We start from the raw sequence: 17,235 nt of genomic DNA on the forward strand, positions 1-17,235 counted from the left end.
CGTGCGCATCGGTCTCTTCGGCGGCTTCACCGTCTCGCAGGGGCCCGATCAGGTGCGTGGGGCGATTCCGCAGGCGATCGTCGCCCGACTCGCGCTCACTCCGGGCATGCCGATCGCTACGGAGGATCTCCTCCTCGATCTGTGGTCCACCCCCACGGCATCCGTCGTCTCCAGTCTGCGGGCCCACATCTCGCGGCTGCGCGCGAGGGGCTGGGGCGAGGTCCTCTCGAACGGTCGTCACGGGTATCGGCTGGACGTGGCGCCCGACGATGTGGACGTCGTGCGGTACCGGCAGCTCGTCGACACCGATCCGGATCATCCGGCGCGGGTCGAACGCCTCGCGGAGGCGGAAGCGCTCTGGACCGGTCCACCGTTGGCATCCCTGCGTGAGTTCCCGTTCGCAGGGCGCATCGTCGCCGACCTCGACGGACGCCGCCGAACCGCTGTCCTCGAGCTCGCCCGGCGACGACTCTCGGCGGGCGACGCCGCGATCGCGGCGGCCGCCCTCGCCGGCTACCTGTCGCAGCGCCCGCCCGACGAAGAGGTCGTCCGGCTCCAGGCGCGGGCGCTCTCGGCCTCGGGTCGCACGTCGGAAGCGCTCGACGTGATCGACGCCCACCGCGACGCCGGCGACATGTGCGACCTCCGAGCGGCGATCGTGCGGCAGGAGCCGGCGCCGGCCGGTGCCGAAGACCCGGACCGGCGCCGGGTCGACCGCACCGGCATCCCGATCCCGCTCACCCGGTTCATCGGCCGCCAGAGCGAGCTCGACGCGGTCGCACGCGGACGGGCGCAGTCCCGGCTCGTGACACTCGCCGGTCCCGCCGGCGTCGGGAAGACGCGCCTCGCCATCGAGGCCGCCCGGCGCGCCGGCCCCGAGGTCGATGACGTCCAGCGACTCGTCGATCTGGCGGCCGTGCCGGGTCCCGACCAGGTCCGCGGCGCCGTCGCGGACGCACTCGGGGCCGCGGATCACTCCGTCGAAGCCATGGCGCGGCTCCTCGGCGGACGCCGGGCTCTCCTGCTCCTCGACAACGCGGAGCATGTCCTCGGCGCGACCGCGGCCCTGTCGTCGGCCCTGCTCGAGCGCTGCGAGGGGCTTCACGTCGTCGTCACCAGCAGAGAGGCGATGCGGATGCCGGGGGAGCGCGTCATCGCCGTCGAACCGCTCGTCGGCGGCGCCGTGACGGACGCGGTCACCCTGTTCCAGCAGCGCGCCGCCGACGTGAACGGCGCCGTCTCGTGGACCGAGGCGGACCTCGCCCGGGTGCGTGAGCTGTGCGAACGCCTCGATGGTCTCCCGCTCGCGATCGAGCTCGCCGCCGCTCGTCTTGACGTCCTGTCGCTCGACGACGTGATCGCCTCCCTCGAGGCGCCTGTGCGTTCGGCGGGTGGACGGCACGACTCGATCGATGACGCCATCGCCTGGTCGATGCGCCTCACGACCGCGTCCGAACGCACCGTGCTCGGGCAGCTCGTGGAGTTCGCCGGTTCCTTCACGCTCGACGCGGTCGCCCGCATCTGCGCCGGGGACGACCTCGACCCGCGGGAGGCGACCGCGGCCCTCGCGCGCCGCTCGCTCGTGGCGCCGCTCGCCGTCGAGTGGGGCGAGCGGCGCTTCCGGGTCCTGGACGCGGTGCGTCGTCACGTGCGGCGCAGCGCGGTCGAGGTCGACCTGGACGGCTGGCGCGACCGCCGTGCCGACTACCTCATCGATCTCGCCGCCCAGGTGTCATCGCGGCTGCGCACGCCGGACGTGCTCCGCGCGAAAGCCACCCTCGCCGTGTGGCGTGCCGACCTCGACGACGCGCTCACCCGCATGGTCGCGGACGGAGATCGGTCATCCGCCGTCGCCCTGGTCTCCTCCCTCGCGTGGTACTGGTACGAGCGCGGCCTCGGAGCCGACGCCGTCGCCACGATCGACCGGGTGCTCTCGTTGCCCGGCGACCCGGACCCCGACAGGGAATCGGCGATCCTCCACGCGGCGGCCTTCTTGCGCGCGGTCGGGCCGGACCCGCTCGAGACGGTCCGCATGACGCACCGCTTCGCCGCCGTCGCCGATCGCGCCGCAGCTCCCCAGTGGCCGGCGCTCGCGCACGTCATGCTCGCGTATCTCGCCGCCGGCGCCGGGGAGGACGATGACGCCGAGGAACATCTCGCGACCTCGCGCCGTCACGCCGACCGCATCCCGGACGACGCCGCGTGGGCCCGCTTGGACGTGCAGATGATCCGCGGGGACGCCCTCCGGCTGCTCGGCCGCCCGTCGCAGGCGCTGGACGTCCTGGCGGACGCCTACCGCACCGGCATCGCGCTCGGCCATTCCTGGGTTGTGAAGGGGGCGTGCTTCGTCACCGGCAAGGTGCTGACCGAGGTCGGTCGACCCGCCGACGCCGTCGCGATCCTGCGCACCGGCGCCCTGCGGTCCCTGGAATCCGGCGATGTCACGAGTGCCTTCGCCGCCATCGGGGCGGCCGCGGCCGCCTTCGTCCGTCTCGACCGCGCCGAGGCGGCGGCGACCGTCCTCGGTGCGGTCGACACCGTCGGGGCGCGGCACGGCTACGACCCGGCGGGCTCCGACGGGGAGTACACGACGCAGGCGAGGACGGCCGCGCGGGCCGCGCTCACCGACGTCGAATGGGACGCCGCCTATGCCGCCGGAGCGGGCATGAGCGTCCGCGCCGTCATGGAGTTCCTCGTCGCGGCTTCCTGACACGCACGACCTGAGATTGCACAGCGATTGCACCGGCGGATCCGAACCGATCCGGGCACCGCCGGATTCCTACCTTGGGTGATGCGCCGAGACGCGGCGCCTCACACGAAGGAACATCATGATCGTCGAATCGCTCCCTGTCCCCGCTCCGGCAGCCGTCGAGATCGCCCCCGCTCGCGACTGGCGTCCTAGCCGTCGTGCCCGGGGTTTCACCCTCGCCGCCGGTGGCGGGGTGTACGCCCTCAGCCACATCCTGAACCTCTTCGGATCGACCCCGGGCCTGGACTCGCCGACGGAGATCGCCGCCAAGGTGCTCTTCGCCGCGGGTGCGCTGCTCATCATGGCCGGCCTCAGCTCGCTTCTGGCGCAGTTCCGGCGGTCGCCGCTGGGTGTGCTCGGCGTTCAGCTGACCTGGGTCGGGATGCTCTTCATCCCGCTGTCGGCCTACTCCATCCTGTTCATCTACCCCGCCTTCGGCTGGGAGGGTCTCGCCGCCATCGACGAGAACGCCGCGCTGCTGAGCCTGCTCACGATCCCGACCGTCCTGGCGGGGCCGGTCCTTCTGGCGATCGCCGCGTGGCGGCACCGGGTGATGGCGTGGTGGAACGCATCTTTGCTGCTGCTGTCGGTCGTCGGTCTGATGGGGATGATGGCCGCCCCCGAACTCGAGCCGGTCTTCGCCATCTCGTCGACCATCGTCGCCGGGGTCGCGTACATGTTCGCCGGGATCCGAGCCGCGCGTCTCGGCGCGTCGGTCTGAGCCGGGAAGGACGCTCATCATGGCCACCGCACTTCCCGCCACCGGTGCGACACCCTCGGCCGTCCGCTGCGACACGTCGGACATGCTGCTCGTGCATCGCCTGCTCCGCTCGCTGTACGTGGGCGCCGGGTGCCTCGTCCGGACGGTCGGCGACGATCAGCCGCAGCGTCGCCGCAACGTGTCGGCCCACATCGCGATGATCGCCGACATGTTGCACCACCATCACCACACGGAGGACACGCTCCTCTGGGACGACCTCGCCGAGCGCGCGCCGGCCTGCGGCCTGCACGTCGACGCCATGCGTCGCCAGCACGCCGCCATGGCCGTGCTGCTCGCCGATCTGAACGCCGGGATCGACGCATGGGATGCCCGGGGCGGCGCCGACGACGGCACCGTGTCAGGGCTGTTGGAACGGATCCGCCTCACCCTCGATGCCCACCTGGGGCAGGAAGAGGAACTGATCCTCCCGTTCGCCGAGCGTGTCTTCAGCCAGACTGAGTGGAACAGGCTCGGGGAGATGGGGTCTGCTCACACACCGAAGGACCTCATGTTCATACAGCTCGGCTACCTGATCGCCTCGCTTCCAGAGGATCGAGCCGCCCACTGGGTCGCGTCCAACCTGCCGCTGCTGGCTCGGCTGCTGTGGGCCTGCATCGGTCGGCGCCAGTACGCGCGCTACCGTCAGGGACTGGCGGTGGCGGCATGATGCGCATCCACCTCATCGGCGGCGGGCGTGACGAGAGCGATCTCGTCCCGCTCGTCGCCCCGGCCCTCGACGGCGGCGCCGTCGGTCTCCTGCTCGTCCTCGAGCCGGACGACGCCGTCTCGGTGCCCCGCTTCTCCCGCGTCCTCGAACTCGCCGGCGCCTCGGACGTCCGGGTCGCCACGGTCGTCGAGGGGGAGCGGTTCGCCCCGGACGTCCTCGACGACCTCGACGCCCTGATGGTCGGCGGCGGGCTCACGCCCGCGTACGCACATGCCCTCGCCGACATCGCACCCCTTGTGCGGGAGCGCGTGGCGGGTGGGATGCCGTACGTCGGCTTCTCGGCCGGCGCGGCGATCGCGGCATCCGAGGCCCTCGTCGGCGGGTGGCTGCTCGACGGGGTGCCCGTCGCGAGTGAGGATGCAGGCGAAGAGGAGGACGAGCTCCTCGTCGTCCCCGGGCTGGGTCTCGTTCCCTTCGCCGTCGACGTCCACGCCGCCCAGTGGGGCACGGTCACCCGGCTGACCGCCGCCGTGGCCGCGGGACTCGTCCCGGTCGGCTACGCCGTCGACGAGCACACCGCGCTGGTCGTCACCGACACGGATGGCGATCCGACCGTCGCCGGGGTCGGCGCCGCTTGGCACGTCGCACCCGACGGGCGGTCGGCCGTCGTGACACGGCGGACCGCCCGCGGGTGAGACGGGCTCACTCGGTCGGCGCATTCTCCTCGACCGGCGCGTCGACGAGATCGTCGTGCGCCTGCTCGAACTGCGACCGGTACAGGCGGTAGTACGCACCCTGCGCCTTGATCAGCTCGTCGTGCGTGCCCTTCTCGACGATGTCGCCGTGCTCCATCACCAGGATGAGGTCGGCGTCGCGGATCGTCGAGAGCCGGTGCGCGATCACGAACGACGTGCGTCCTTCGCGCAGCGCCGCCATGGCGTGCTGCAGGAGCAGTTCGGTCCGTGTGTCGACCGACGAGGTCGCCTCGTCGAGGATCAGCACGGCCGGCTGCGCCACGAACGCCCGGGCGATCGTGATCAGCTGTTTCTCGCCGGCGGAGACGTTGGAGGCGTCCTCGTCGAGCATCGTGTCGTAGCCGTCGGGGAGCGAGCGCACGAAACGGTCGACACGCGTCGCGACGGCGGCATCCACGATCTCGTCGTCGGTCGCCGACTCGCGCCCGTACCGGATGTTCTCGCGGATCGACCCGGCGAACAGCCACGGATCCTGCAGCACCATGCCGGTGCGTGAGCGCACGTCGTCACGGGAGAGGTGGGCGATGTCCTGGCCGTCGAGCAGGATGCGTCCGCCGTCCAGCTCGTAGAACCGCATCAGCAGGTTGACGAGCGTCGTCTTGCCCGCACCCGTCGGGCCCACGATCGCGACCGTCTGCCCGGGCTCGACCCGGAACGACAGGTCGGTGATCAGCGGGTGCTCGGGCGTGTACGAGAACTTCACGTTCTCGAACTCGATGACACCGCGCCCGTCGCCCCGGGCGGGGGCGTCGGCGGCATCCGGTTCCTGCTCCTCGGCGTCGAGCAGTTCGAACACCCGCTCGGCCGAGGCGGTGCCCGACTGCACGACCGCCGCCATGCCGCCGAGCTCGGACAGCGGCTGGGTGAACTGCTGCGAGTACTGGATGAACGCCTGCACGTCGCCGAGGCGCAGCTGGCCGCTCGCGACCTGCAGGCCGCCGAGCACGGCGATGCCGACGTAGGTCAGGCTGCCGATGAACGTCATGCCGGGCATGATCATGCCCGACAGGAACTGCGCCTTGAACGCCGCCTGGAAGAGCTCCTCGTTCTCCTCCTGGAACTTCGCCTGCGCGTCGGCCTCACGACCGAAGACCCGCACGAGCGAGTGCCCCGAGAACGACTCCTCGACGCGGGCGTTGAGGCGACCGACTTTGCGCCACTGCACCCCGAACGCCTTCTGCGACTTCGGGCCGATGATACCGAAGATGATCGCCATGAGCGGCAGGGCGACGAGCGCGACGATGGCGAGCTGCCACGAGATCGAGAACATCATGACGAGCACACCCACGACCGTGAGGATCGCGGTCAGCGCGCCCGAGAGCGACTGCTGCATCGTCTGGGTGATGTTGTCGATGTCGTTGGTGACGCGCGAGATCAGCTCACCGCGCTGCACGCGGTCGAAGTGCGACAGCGGCAGGCGGTTGAGTTTCGCCTCGACCTGCTCGCGCAGGCGCCACATCGTGCGGACCATGATCACGTTGATGACATAGCCCTGCATCCAGGTGAGGACCGCGGAGACGACGTAGATCACGAGCACCCAGGTGATGACGACCTTCAGGGCGTCGAAGTCGACCCCGGCACCGGGGGCGTAGTTCTGCATCGCGCCCACGATGTTCGCGAAATCGTCCTGCCCCTGCGCGCGCAGCGCCGCGACGGCCTCGTCCTGCGAGAGCCCCGCCAGCGCCGGGTTCTGCCCGAGGAAGTTCGAGAGGAACCCCTCGAAGACGATGTTGGTCGCCTCGCCCAGCACCTTCGGCGCGATCACGGCGAGCACGACGCCGACGGCGCCGGCGAGTGTGACGAGACCGAACCACCACTTGTAGGGCGAGAGCAGCCCGATCATGCGGAAGAAGCTCGGGCCGAACTGCGACGCCTTGCCGGGGGCGACGGAGTCCCAGTCGCCGCTGTTCAGGCGGGCCTGTTCGGCGAGTTCCGCCTCGAGGCGCTCCTCCTCGGTCATCTCCTTCTCGGGCGCGCTCATGCGTCCACCCCCAGCTGCGATTCGACGATCTCGCGGTAGGTGTCGTTCGTGGCCAGCAGCTCGTCGTGCGTGCCGACCCCCACCATCCGGCCGCCGTCGAGCACGACGATGCGGTCGGCATCCGTGATCGTCGAGACGCGTTGCGCGACGACGATCTTGGTCACCTGCGGCAGTTCTCGCCAGAGGGCCTGGCGCAGCTTCGCGTCGGTCGACAGGTCGAGCGCCGAGAACGAGTCGTCGAAGACGAGGATGTCGGGCTGGTGCACGATGGCGCGGGCGATCGACAGGCGCTGCCGCTGCCCGCCCGACACGTTCGTGCCGCCCTGCGCGATGCGGGCGCCCAGGCGGTCGTCCATCTCCTCGACGAAGTCGCGACCCTGCGCGATCTCGAGCGCGTGCCACAGTTCGTCGTCGGTGGCGTCCTCGCGGCCGAACCGCAGGTTCGAGGCGACGGTGCCGGTGAACAGGAACGCCTTCTGCGGGACGAGGCCGATGCCCTGCCACAGCCGGTCGAGGTCCGCCTCGCGCACGTCGACGCCCGCGACCCGGACGGATCCGCTCGTCACGTCGAACAGCCGCGGGATGAGCGACACGAGCGTCGTCTTGCCGGCGCCGGTGGATCCGACGATCGCGACCGTCTCGCCGCGCGCGGCCGAGAAGCTCACCCCCGAGAGCACGGGCTCGTCGGCTCCGGGGTAGGTGAAAGTGACGTCGTCGAACTCGACGGTGCCGGGCGTCGGGAAGACCGACACGGGCTGGGTGGGCTTCACCAGTCCGCCCTCGACCGCGAGGACCTCGCCGATGCGGTCGGCCGACACCGCGGCGCGCGGGATCATGATCGTGATGAACGTCGCCATCAGCACACCCATCAGGATCTGACCGATGTACTGCATGAAGGCGAACAGTGTGCCGATCTGCACCGACCCCTCGTTCACCTCGATGCCGCCGAACCAGATGACCCCGACGACGGTGACGTTCAGGATGAGCATCGCGAGCGGAAACATCAGGACGAAAAGAGACCCGACCTTGCGGCCGACGACCATGATGTCGGTGTTCGCGCCCCGGAAGCGCTCCTCCTCGATACGCTCGCGCACGAACGCGCGAACGACGCGGACGCCGGTGAGCTGCTCGCGCATGATGCGGTTCACCGCGTCGAGCTTCTTCTGGTAGCTGCGGAACAGCGGCACCATCCGACTGATGATGAGGATGCCGACGACCAGCAGCGTCGGCACCGACACGCCGATCAGCCAGCTGAGTCCGACGTCCTGCTGCAGCGCCATGATGATGCCGCCGATGGCCAGCAGCGGCGCGGTGACGAGCATCGTCGCGCCCATCATCGCCAGCATCTGCACCTGCTGGACGTCGTTGGTGTTGCGGGTGATGAGCGAACCGGCGCCGAACTGCGTGACCTCGCGTTCGGAGAACCCGCTGACGCGCTGGAAGACGTCGCGGCGGATGTCGCGCCCGACGGCCATCGCGGCGCGGGCGGCGAAGAACGTGGCGATGATCGAGGCGACGATCTGCCCGAGGGCGATCGTCAGCATGAGGACACCGTGCGACCAGATGTAGCCGATGTCGCCGCGGGTGACGCCGTTGTCGATGATGTCGGCGTTGAGGCGGGGGAGGTAGAGCGCGGCCATGGCGGAGGCGAACTGGAAGACCAGCACCCCGACTACCAGCCAGCGGTAGGTGCGCAGGTAGCGCACCAGGAGGGTTCCGAGCATGAGTCTCAGAGTGCCACCACCCGCCGACATGCGCGTCCCCCTGCGGGGGGATGTCCGCTGACGGCGTAGCGCCGTCAGGCCACCGCGGCGAGCAGTTCCTTCACGTGCGCGACGATCTCGCGCGGACGGAAGGGTTTGGCGACGACCTCGTCGACCCCGGCGCGGAGCGCCTCCTCGCGGTCCGAACTGTGGACGCGCGCGGTGAGCATGATGATGTGGGGCTGCGGGATGCCGGCGGCCCGGATCTCACGCGCTGCCTGGATGCCGTCGGTGCCGGGCATCATCCAGTCCATCAGCACGACGCACGGATGGTCGGCGACGACCCGTTCGACCGCCTCCCGGCCGTTGCCGGCGCGGCCGGCCACGATCCCGGCGCGGTCGAGACTGGAGACGAGGAGCATAGCGATGTCGTCGTCGTCGTCAACCACGAGCACGGAAATTTCCACCCCCGTACTCTGACACGATCCCGGGGTGTGGACGAACCCCGGCCGCGGGCGGGGGTATCCCGGCGTTCGTCTGGTACAAGGGGGCCGATGTGAGCGATCGTCCGATGTGGAAGCCGATGGTTCCGAGGGACCTCTTCCTGAGGCTGCAGCTGCCGTTCGCCGCGGGGACGCTCTTCGTCGTCGTCGCCGCGGGCCTGGCGGTGCCTGGCCTGTGGACGTCGCCGCTGCTGTTCACCGGCGCGGGCGCGGCGGTCGCGGCATCCGTCGCCTTCGTCCCGTCGCGGCGCGGCTGGCTGCTGACGCCGTGGGGCATCGTCGTTCCGCTCGTCGACGTCGTTTCGGTGGCGCTGGTGCGCGCCGAACTGTTCGGCTACATCCCGACCGTCGGTGTGCTCTGCCTCATGCCGTTCGCGTGGATCGCACTGCGGTACCGCTGGCAGGCCCTCTCGCTGGTCTTCCTGGGCGGCATCCTGATCTCCGCGCTGCCGCTCGTGCTGCGTGTCGAGGCGATCTCCACGCCGCTCATGCTCCTCAACCTCATGACGCTCCCGATCCTGACGACGGGCATCTCGGTCGGGATCCACCTCGGCGCGAACAGCTTCCGCCGGAGCCGGCAGGACGTGCAGGACACCGCCGAATCCCTCGCGTCGACCCTCGCGCAGTCGCGCGACGACGAGCTCGTGCTGCGCACCGTGCTCGACACGGTCAACGGCGCCGTCGCCTTCTACAACGCGGACGGGCGCCTCGTGCTCGCCAACCGCGCCGCGCAGAAGCTGGCCGAGACGGTCGGGTTCCGCTTCGACGATCCGCCGTACGCGGGGCCGAACGTGTGCCGAGGCGATCGGACGACGCCCGTCCCGTGCGAGCAGCAGCTCGTGCCGCGGGCGCTGCGCGGGGAGGTCATCCACAACCACCTCGAGTGGTGCGGTCCGGAGGGGGACCAGATCGCGATCCTCTCGTCGTCGCGGCAGGTCCACCGACCCGACGGCGCACTCCTCGGCACCGTGATCGCGGCGTACGACGTGACCGACCTCGCCGACGCGGTCGAGGCGCGCGAGGAGTTCCTCACCACCGTCTCGCACGAGTTGCGGACCCCGCTCACCTCCGTCGTCGGATACACGGAGCACGTCGTCGAGACGCTGGGGGCGGATGCCGAGAGGCTCGGCGTCGCGCAGGCGCTGAACGCGATCGCACGAAACGGCGACGTGCTGCTGGAGCGCGTCGCGCAGCTGCTCACCGCGGGCAACAAGCGGATGGTGCTGGCACCCGCGCCCGTCGACGTCGTCGCGCTCGTGGAGGAGACCGTCGCGGTCGTGACGCCCTTCGCGACCCAGGCGGGGGTGACGCTCTCGGTCGACGGCGAGGGTGTCGTCGCCGAACTCGACGCGCGCCGCATCGAGCAGGCGGTCGAGAACGTCCTCACGAACGCCGTCAAGTTCACGCCGCGCGGCGGCTCGGTGACGGTGCGCGTCGCCGGCGACGGCGGACGGGCGGTCATCTCGATCTCCGACACCGGCGTCGGGATGAGCGCCGAGGACAAGCAGCGCGTCTTCGACCGGTTCTATCGGGCGAGCACGGCCAGGGAGAACGCGGTGCAGGGGATCGGCGTGGGACTGTCCATCGTGAAGTCGATCGTCGACGCGCACGGCGGCGAGATCACGATCGAGAGCGAGCAGGGCCGGGGCACGACGATCGGGCTGTCGTTGCCGCGCACCCGTGAGACCACGCCCCCGGCCGAGGAGTTCGCGCTGTCGGCATGAGAGGGACGGATGCCGGTACCCGCGTCGCTAGGATGACGCCGTGACAGCCTCCGGAGACGACCCGCGGGACAGCCGTTCCCCGCGGAATGCCCGGTGGCTGCGCGAGGTCACCGACCGGGTCCCCACCGCGTGGCTCCCCGGCATCGTCACCGCCGTCTTCCTCGGCGCCGCGGCCGCGTTCGGCGGGCTCGAAGCCGTCGCCGCACCCCCCATCGCCACCCTGCAGGCGGGCCAGGAGCACCGCAACGACATGCTCGCGTTCACGGTCGAGCGTGCGGTGCTCATCGACTCGTTCCCCGAAGCCGGGGCATCGGCGAACGCCGAGAACGGAGAGCGGGTCCTCGCCGTCGTCGTGACCGCCCAGAACACGTGGGATCGCGCGGTGCCGGCGGAGAACGACGCGTCCCTGACGGGGATGCTCCGCGCGCCCTCGCTTGCGGACCCGGAACCCGTGGCCGCGGCCCGTTTCGATGACGGGACGAAGGAGCCGTGGCTGCAGCCGGGCCTGCAGGCCGAGCTCGTCGTGACCTGGGTCATCGACGAGGACGAACTCGCCGCCGGCGATCAGATCGAGCTCGACCTGCGCGACTTCTCCCTGCAACAGGGTCAGGTCGTGTTCTCGGGCGACGTCTGGTCCGATCCGGTCGTGACGGCGCGCATCGCGATTCCGGTCACCGACGTGGGTGCCGGGGCCGACGCCGAGCAGACGGGGGCCGAGCAGTGAGGCCGTGGGCGGTGTGGGCGATCGGCATCACGTTGCTCGTCGCCGCGTGGGGTGTGACCAAGGTCACGCCCGGCCCAGAGTTCACCGAAGCCTCGTTCGTGACGGAGGCCCGGCTCGGGGAGCGAGCCGTCGGATCGGAACTGATCGTCACAGTCGACGACGTCGTCCTCGTGACCACCGCCTCGGATCGCCGGGGGTGGACCGCGAAGGGGGTCTGGCTGGTCGTCGATCTCGCGCTGTCCGCCAAGACGAGTGAGGAGCGCGCCCTCCTCGGAACGGCGACCCTCGATGTGGACGGTCGCACCTACCGGGCCAGCGAGCGACCGGAGTCCCTGCTGAGCGAGCCTCTCGGGGCGGGGATCACGACGACGGGGAGCCTCGCCTTCGAACTGCCGGAGGAGGCCACCGGGTCGGAGGCGACCATCCGCTTCGCGTCCAAGGCGGGAGACGTGAGGCTGGACTCGGTCATCGAGATGACGCTCGACCTCGCCGAGCTTCCGCGCGAGGATGCGCGCGAGCTCCGCCCGACCGTGGGAGGCGGACTGTGAGCGCGTGGTGGCGCCGCAACCGGCGCGCGCTGCTCGCGGTCGTCGTCCTCGTCCCGCTGACGGTCGGAGTCGCCGGCGGATGGGAGTTCTGGAAGCAGGTGCAGGGGCGGCCGACGTTCGCCGTGACGGCCGACGCGGGCACCACGATCGACTTCGACGGGATCACGTTCGGTCCTGCGAAGGCGGAGGAGATCACCGTCCCGGACGTCGAGTTGCCGCCCGACACGAAGGTGGTCGCCGTCAGCGTGCCCGTCGACCGGCACGGGGCGTCGACGGCGTGCTCGATCCCGGTGCTGCGTGAACTCGGGGGACAGGGGCGCCTGTGGGAGGCCGACCACCAGATCCTCCGCTGGGATTGGCGGCTCTACACGTTCTGCCCGGCCGACCCGAGGGCCGACTCATTCCCGGACGGGCCTTTCACGATCGACGTGCCCTTCATCGTCCCCGACGACGTCACGGGAGAGCTCGGCGTCGAGTTCACGCTCGTCGACGAGCTGCCGCGCTACGTTCGACTCGTCGTCGTGCCCTGACGCGACGACGGGTGCACCGATCAGCGCGCCGACCGTGGCGTCGTACGCACCGGCGATGAGAGACACCCGGAGTGGCTCGATGACGAGGGCCGGGATGCCGAGGAGCAGTCCACCGGCTCCGCGCCAGAAGTCGTCGACACCGTGCGGTCCGACCGCTCGCGTCACCCCGAACGTCAGCAGCGGGTCGAGGAGCTGGATCACGACGTAGGCGAGGACGTAGCCGCCCACGAGGATCGGGCCGCCGCGCCACATCAGTACGATCGCACGCCAGATGGGTTGGAACCTCGCCCCGACTCCCGCCCCGATGTCGCCCAGCCGGCGGCGGAGGCGCTGGGGGAGGCTGCCGTAGCGTTCCCTGGCGCGGCGCACGAGGTCGCCGCGCCACTGGACGCCCTTCGGCGCGACGGCCTGGCCGTAGACGACACCGGCGACGGTCAGCCACGCCAGCGGTACGGCGATCAGCCCCACCGCCTCGCCGACGACGAGGGCCACACCATCCCACGCCCATCCCAGCGGAGCGAACCACGTTCCGACCGTTTCGCGCAGGTCGCCGAGCCATTCGATCGCACGGCGGGACTGCACCCAGGACGTGACACGACCGAAGAGGTCGCTGACGAACAGGACCGTCAGGAAGACCCAGAGGCCCTCGAGGTAGGTGGCGGCGAGCCCCGTCCAGCGGGGCAGACGTCCGTTCCACCGTCCCCAGGCCCAGCGGCCGACGAACGCGGCCACGACGACGGCGATCGTCCACGGCTCCCAGGTGAGCGCCGTCACGGTTCCCGAGGTGTCGACCTCCACACCTGAGACCACTCCGGTCAAGCCGCGCCCGAGCTTCACCTGGATGGCCGTGTCGACGTAGACGGCGAAGTCCTCCTTCAGGAAGCCGAGGGCCGCGTAGACCGCCATGAAGGGCAGAGTCGAGGAGAGCATCGCGTCGCGGAACGCCACCCGACGAGCGCGCGGCTCCGTCGGCGGAGGTGCGATCGCACCGAGCCGCACCATCCCGTCGCGGAGCACGAGGAACATCGCGACGAGGCTGATGAGCTTCGCGAGGATCGCCAACGGCAGGAGCAGGATGCCGCCGAGCGCGGTGTAGCCGCCGACGTACCCGGCGACCTCGAGGCCGACGTACCGGCCGAGCGTCCCGGCCAGGTACCACGCGAGCAGCGCCGGCCAGTGGCGCACGAGGAGGCGCCACGTGAGGCCGAGCATGGTTCGCACGGTCTCACCGTAGTGGCACCGACGCGGCGACGCCCGCCCGATCACGGGGATCGGACGGGCGTCGGCGGATGCCGCTGCTCAGCCGGCGCCGCCGCCTGAGTCGCCGGTGCTCCGGCGGCCCTGACGCTCGCGCGCCTCGCGCTTCGCGGCGGCCGCGGCCAGCTCGGCCCGGATCGTGTCGGTGCGCACGTCGGTCGGGCGGTCACCGGCATCCCACATCCGGTCCACGGCCGCCTGCGGGTGTCCCTCTTCGGCGGCGAGCGACGCCTCGAGCGCGCGCTCGTACCGGCTCTGCCGGCGCTTGAGCCACAGACCCGCGACGAGCATGACCACGAGCACCGAGTACGCGACGGCGGCGAACGGGTGCAGCACGAGGTCGGCGAGGTCGCCCTGGCTCAGCTGCAGCGCCTTGCGCAGCTGCTGCTCGCCCATCGGGCCCAGGATGAGTCCGACGATGAGCGGCGCGATCGGGAAACCGAACCGGCGCATGAAGTACCCGAGCGCCCCGACGATCAGCAGGATCGCGATGTCCAGCGTCGAGAAGCTGACCGCGTACGCCCCGAGGACGGCGAAGGTGATGATGCCCGCGTACAGGTAGGGGCGCGGGATCTGCAGCAGCTTCACCCAGATGCCCGCCAGCGGCAGGTTCAGGATGATGAGCAGCACGTTGCCGATGTAGAGGCTCGCGATGAGCGCCCACACCAGGTCGCCCTGGTTCTGGAACAGCTGCGGACCGGGCTGGATGCCGTACGACTGGAACGCCGTGATGATGATCGCCGCGGTCGCCGTCGTCGGCAGTCCCAGCGTCAGCAGCGGCACGAGCACACCGGCCGCAGCCGCGTTGTTCGCGGCCTCCGGACCGGCGACGCCCTCGATCGCACCGCGACCGAACTGGCTCTTGTTCTTCGACAGGCTCTTCTCGCTCGCGTACGAGAGGAAGGTCGCGACGTCCGCGCCGCCGGCGGGGATCGTCCCGACGGGGAAGCCGATGAACGTGCCGCGCAGCCACGGCTTCCACGAGCGCTTCCAGTCCTCGCGGGTCATCCAGTTGCGCCAGCCGCGGGTGACGGGGATCACCGGGATCGGTCCGTGCCGCAGACGGGCAGCGACGTAGAACGCCTCGCCGATCGCGAACAGGCCGACCGCGACGAGCACGACGCTGATGCCGTCTGACAGCGCGAGGACACCGAGGGTGTAGCGCGCCTGCCCCGTGGTCACCTCGGTGCCGATGAGCCCGATGAGCAGGCCGATGCCGAGCGAGGCGAGACCGCGCGCCGGCGACGAGCCGAGCAGCGCGCCGACGGTGATGAAGGCGACGACGATGAGCGCGACGAAGTCCGCCGGCGCGAGGTTCACCGCGAAGCGCGCGATGATCGGGGCGAACAGCGTCAGCAACGCCGTCGCGATCGTCCCGGCGACGAACGAGCCGATCGCTGCGGTCGCGAGCGCCGCGGCGCCCCGGCCGAGCTTGGCCATCTTGTTGCCTTCGATGGCGGTGATGACCGACGCCGATTCGCCCGGGGTGTTGAGCAGGATGCTGGTGGTCGAGCCGCCGTACATGCCGCCGTAGTAGATGCCGGCGAACGTGATGATCGCGGCGGTGGGGGAGAGCGAGTAGGTCAGCGGCAGCAGCAGCGCCACGGTCATCGCGGGACCGATGCCGGGGAGGACGCCGACGGCGGTGCCGACGATCACGCCGATGAAGGCGAAGAGGAGGTACTCGGGCTGCAGCGCCGTCGCGAAGCCCTCCATGAGGGAGTTCAGTGCGTCCATGATCTCTTCCGATCAGCCGAACAGGGGACCGGGGCCGTACCACCAGTCGAAGGCCATGCCGCGGGGCAGCGACAGGCCGAGGCCCTCGCCGAACAGCAGTTGGGTGCCGATGCCGAGCACGAGCCCGGCGAGGAAGGCGACCCACGGCCGCTTGGCGCCGAGGGTCCAGGCCGCTCCGCCGAACAGGAGCGCGGCGACCATCCACCAGCCGAGGATCTCGAGCAGGACGATGACGCCGACGACGAGTCCCACGAGCTTGAGGATCGTCCACCAGTCGGTCGCCGCGTTCGGGTCGATGTCCTCGCCGTCCTCGGGAGCGGCGACCTTGCCGCGCACGGCGGCGACGACCAGGAAGGCACCCGAGGCGAGGAGGATCGCCGAGACGAGGAACGGGAACACCTGCGGGCCGATCACCCCGCCGGCGGGGACGCGGATCGAGAACGCGCCGACCAGGGCGAACACGCCCAGGCCGACGATCACGCCGGCGAAGATCAGGTTGCCGATGCGGTCCGCCCCCCAGCCGGGGCGCGCAGTCTCCTGCGCACCCCGGTCCAGAGTGCTCTCGCTCATGACACGAGACCGATGTTCTTCAGGGTGCTCGTCACATCGGTGACGTTCTCGTCGACGAAGGTCGAGAACTCGTCGCCGGTGAGGAAGGCGTCTGTCCAGCCGTTGGTCTCGAGCGCCTCCTGCCAGGCGGCCGACTCGTGCATCTCGGTGACGAGGTTCACAAGGCCCTCGGCATCCGCGTCGCTGATGCCGCCGGGGGCCAGCAGGCCGCGCCAGTTCGTGTACGTGATGTCGAAGCCCTCGTCGATCATCGTCGGGGCGTCGGGCAGCAGCTGGGCCGGCTCGTCGCTCGAGACGGCGAGGGCGCGCAGGTCGCCGGACTCGACGTACTCGGCGAACTCGCCGACACCCGAGATGCCCGCCGCCGCGTTGTTGCCGAGCAGCAGCGAGACCGCCTCGCCACCACCAGCGTTCGGGATGTAGTTGAGCTTCTCGGTGATGCCGGCGCCGTCGAGGCCGGCCTCCTCGAGCAGGAGACCCGCGAGGATGTGGTCGGCGCCGCCGGCGGAACCGCCGGTGATCGTGACCGACTGACCGTCCGCGACGACCGCGTCGACGAGGTCCTGCAGGGTCTGGTACTCGCTGTCGGCGGGAACGACGACGACGAGCGGCTCCTCGGTCAGGCGCGCGATCGGGGTGGTGTCCTCGATGCGGTTCTCGGCGGCGTTCGTCTCGACCGCGCCGACCATCACGAGGCCGGTCACCATGAGGGTGTACGGGTCCTTCTCGTTCGCGAGGCTCGCGAGGCCGACGGTGCCGCCGGCGCCGCCGATGTTGGTGACGGCGGCCGTGCCGACGAGGTCCTCGTCGGTGAGCACCGCCGAGACGGCGCGGCCGGTCTGGTCCCAGCCGCCGCCGGGGTCGGCGGGGACGATGATGCTGACGTCGTCGACCTGGGCCGCCGCTTCCTCGGACCCCGCTCCGCCGCCGCCGACGGCAGCGCCGCGGGGGTTGCAGCCGGACAGGGTGAGGGCGGCGACGCCCGCGAGGGCGATGATCGCAAAGGACTTGCGCATGGGGGGACTCC

The 17,235-nt window shown here is 70.8% G+C and carries 14 protein-coding genes; 7 read left to right on the plus strand and 7 right to left on the minus strand.

Annotated features, from left to right (window positions below; translation table 11 throughout):
* Window position 1 precedes the first annotated feature (1 nt).
* The 4 genes from AYL44_RS02105 (at window position 2) to AYL44_RS02120 (ending at window position 4,871) form a co-directional block, all read left to right on the plus strand.
* Window positions 2-2,710 (plus strand): ATP-binding protein, encoded by a 2,709-nt coding sequence (locus AYL44_RS02105; protein ID WP_064001602.1) that lies wholly within the window; start codon window positions 2-4, stop codon window positions 2,708-2,710.
* A gap of 118 nt (window positions 2,711-2,828) precedes the next feature.
* Window positions 2,829-3,470, plus strand: a complete 642-nt coding sequence (locus AYL44_RS02110; RefSeq protein WP_064001603.1) for a hypothetical protein — start codon at window positions 2,829-2,831, stop codon at window positions 3,468-3,470.
* A gap of 19 nt (window positions 3,471-3,489) precedes the next feature.
* Window positions 3,490-4,176, plus strand: a complete 687-nt coding sequence (locus AYL44_RS02115) for a hemerythrin domain-containing protein (protein WP_064001604.1) — start codon at window positions 3,490-3,492, stop codon at window positions 4,174-4,176.
* The gene (locus tag AYL44_RS02120; RefSeq protein ID WP_082886067.1) at window positions 4,173-4,871 is read left to right on the plus strand and encodes a Type 1 glutamine amidotransferase-like domain-containing protein; all 699 of its coding nucleotides are present in this window, start codon (window positions 4,173-4,175) and stop codon (window positions 4,869-4,871) included. Before AYL44_RS02115 ends, AYL44_RS02120 begins: the two co-directional genes overlap by 4 nt.
* 7 nt (window positions 4,872-4,878) lie before the next feature.
* Here the strand turns inward: AYL44_RS02120 and AYL44_RS02125 are convergent, their stop codons facing one another.
* The 3 genes from AYL44_RS02125 to AYL44_RS02135 all read right to left on the minus strand — a co-directional run bounded on the left by AYL44_RS02125 (window position 4,879) and on the right by AYL44_RS02135 (window position 9,082).
* A complete protein-coding gene (locus AYL44_RS02125) occupies window positions 4,879-6,912 on the minus strand; it encodes an ABC transporter ATP-binding protein (RefSeq protein ID WP_064001605.1) in 2,034 nt (677 codons plus the stop codon).
* Window positions 6,909-8,636: an ABC transporter ATP-binding protein gene (locus tag AYL44_RS02130; protein ID WP_064001606.1), complete on the minus strand. Its 1,728-nt coding sequence runs from the start codon at window positions 8,634-8,636 to the stop codon at window positions 6,909-6,911. The genes AYL44_RS02125 and AYL44_RS02130 overlap by 4 nt, the downstream gene beginning before the upstream one ends.
* A gap of 74 nt (window positions 8,637-8,710) precedes the next feature.
* Window positions 8,711-9,082 carry a response regulator transcription factor gene (locus AYL44_RS02135; RefSeq protein WP_231872701.1) on the minus strand — a complete coding sequence of 124 codons (372 nt, stop codon included), beginning with the start codon at window positions 9,080-9,082 and terminating at the stop codon, window positions 8,711-8,713.
* A gap of 89 nt (window positions 9,083-9,171) precedes the next feature.
* On the opposite strand from AYL44_RS02135, the gene AYL44_RS02140 reads away from it, so the two are divergent.
* From AYL44_RS02140 to AYL44_RS02150, 3 genes are read left to right on the plus strand one after another with little or no spacing between them, the layout of a single operon-like run.
* Window positions 9,172-10,842 carry a PAS domain-containing sensor histidine kinase gene (locus AYL44_RS02140; RefSeq protein ID WP_231872702.1) on the plus strand — a complete coding sequence of 557 codons (1,671 nt, stop codon included), beginning with the start codon at window positions 9,172-9,174 and terminating at the stop codon, window positions 10,840-10,842.
* 40 nt (window positions 10,843-10,882) lie between these two features.
* Window positions 10,883-11,566: a hypothetical protein gene (locus tag AYL44_RS02145; RefSeq protein ID WP_064001608.1), complete on the plus strand. Its 684-nt coding sequence runs from the start codon at window positions 10,883-10,885 to the stop codon at window positions 11,564-11,566.
* Window positions 11,563-12,114 carry a hypothetical protein gene (locus AYL44_RS02150; protein ID WP_064001609.1) on the plus strand — a complete coding sequence of 184 codons (552 nt, stop codon included), beginning with the start codon at window positions 11,563-11,565 and terminating at the stop codon, window positions 12,112-12,114. The genes AYL44_RS02145 and AYL44_RS02150 overlap by 4 nt, the downstream gene beginning before the upstream one ends.
* A 398-nt stretch (window positions 12,115-12,512) precedes the next feature.
* Here AYL44_RS02150 and AYL44_RS02155 read toward each other — a convergent pair whose 3' ends face one another.
* From AYL44_RS02155 to AYL44_RS02170, 4 genes are all read right to left on the minus strand, one after another.
* Complete coding sequence (locus AYL44_RS02155; RefSeq protein ID WP_064001610.1) at window positions 12,513-13,856, minus strand: hypothetical protein; 1,344 nt, start codon at window positions 13,854-13,856, stop codon at window positions 12,513-12,515.
* Between the two features lie 87 nt (window positions 13,857-13,943).
* Window positions 13,944-15,638 (minus strand): tripartite tricarboxylate transporter permease, encoded by a 1,695-nt coding sequence (locus tag AYL44_RS02160; RefSeq protein WP_082886068.1) that lies wholly within the window; start codon window positions 15,636-15,638, stop codon window positions 13,944-13,946.
* A gap of 12 nt (window positions 15,639-15,650) precedes the next feature.
* Window positions 15,651-16,208 (minus strand): tripartite tricarboxylate transporter TctB family protein, encoded by a 558-nt coding sequence (locus AYL44_RS02165; protein WP_082886069.1) that lies wholly within the window; start codon window positions 16,206-16,208, stop codon window positions 15,651-15,653.
* Window positions 16,205-17,224 carry a Bug family tripartite tricarboxylate transporter substrate binding protein gene (locus AYL44_RS02170; protein ID WP_064001611.1) on the minus strand — a complete coding sequence of 340 codons (1,020 nt, stop codon included), beginning with the start codon at window positions 17,222-17,224 and terminating at the stop codon, window positions 16,205-16,207. The genes AYL44_RS02165 and AYL44_RS02170 overlap by 4 nt, the downstream gene beginning before the upstream one ends.
* Window positions 17,225-17,235: the final 11 nt, after the last annotated feature.

Source organism: Microbacterium oleivorans (assembly GCF_001644225.1).
Taxonomy (GTDB): Bacteria; Actinomycetota; Actinomycetes; order Actinomycetales; family Microbacteriaceae; genus Microbacterium; species Microbacterium gawkjiense.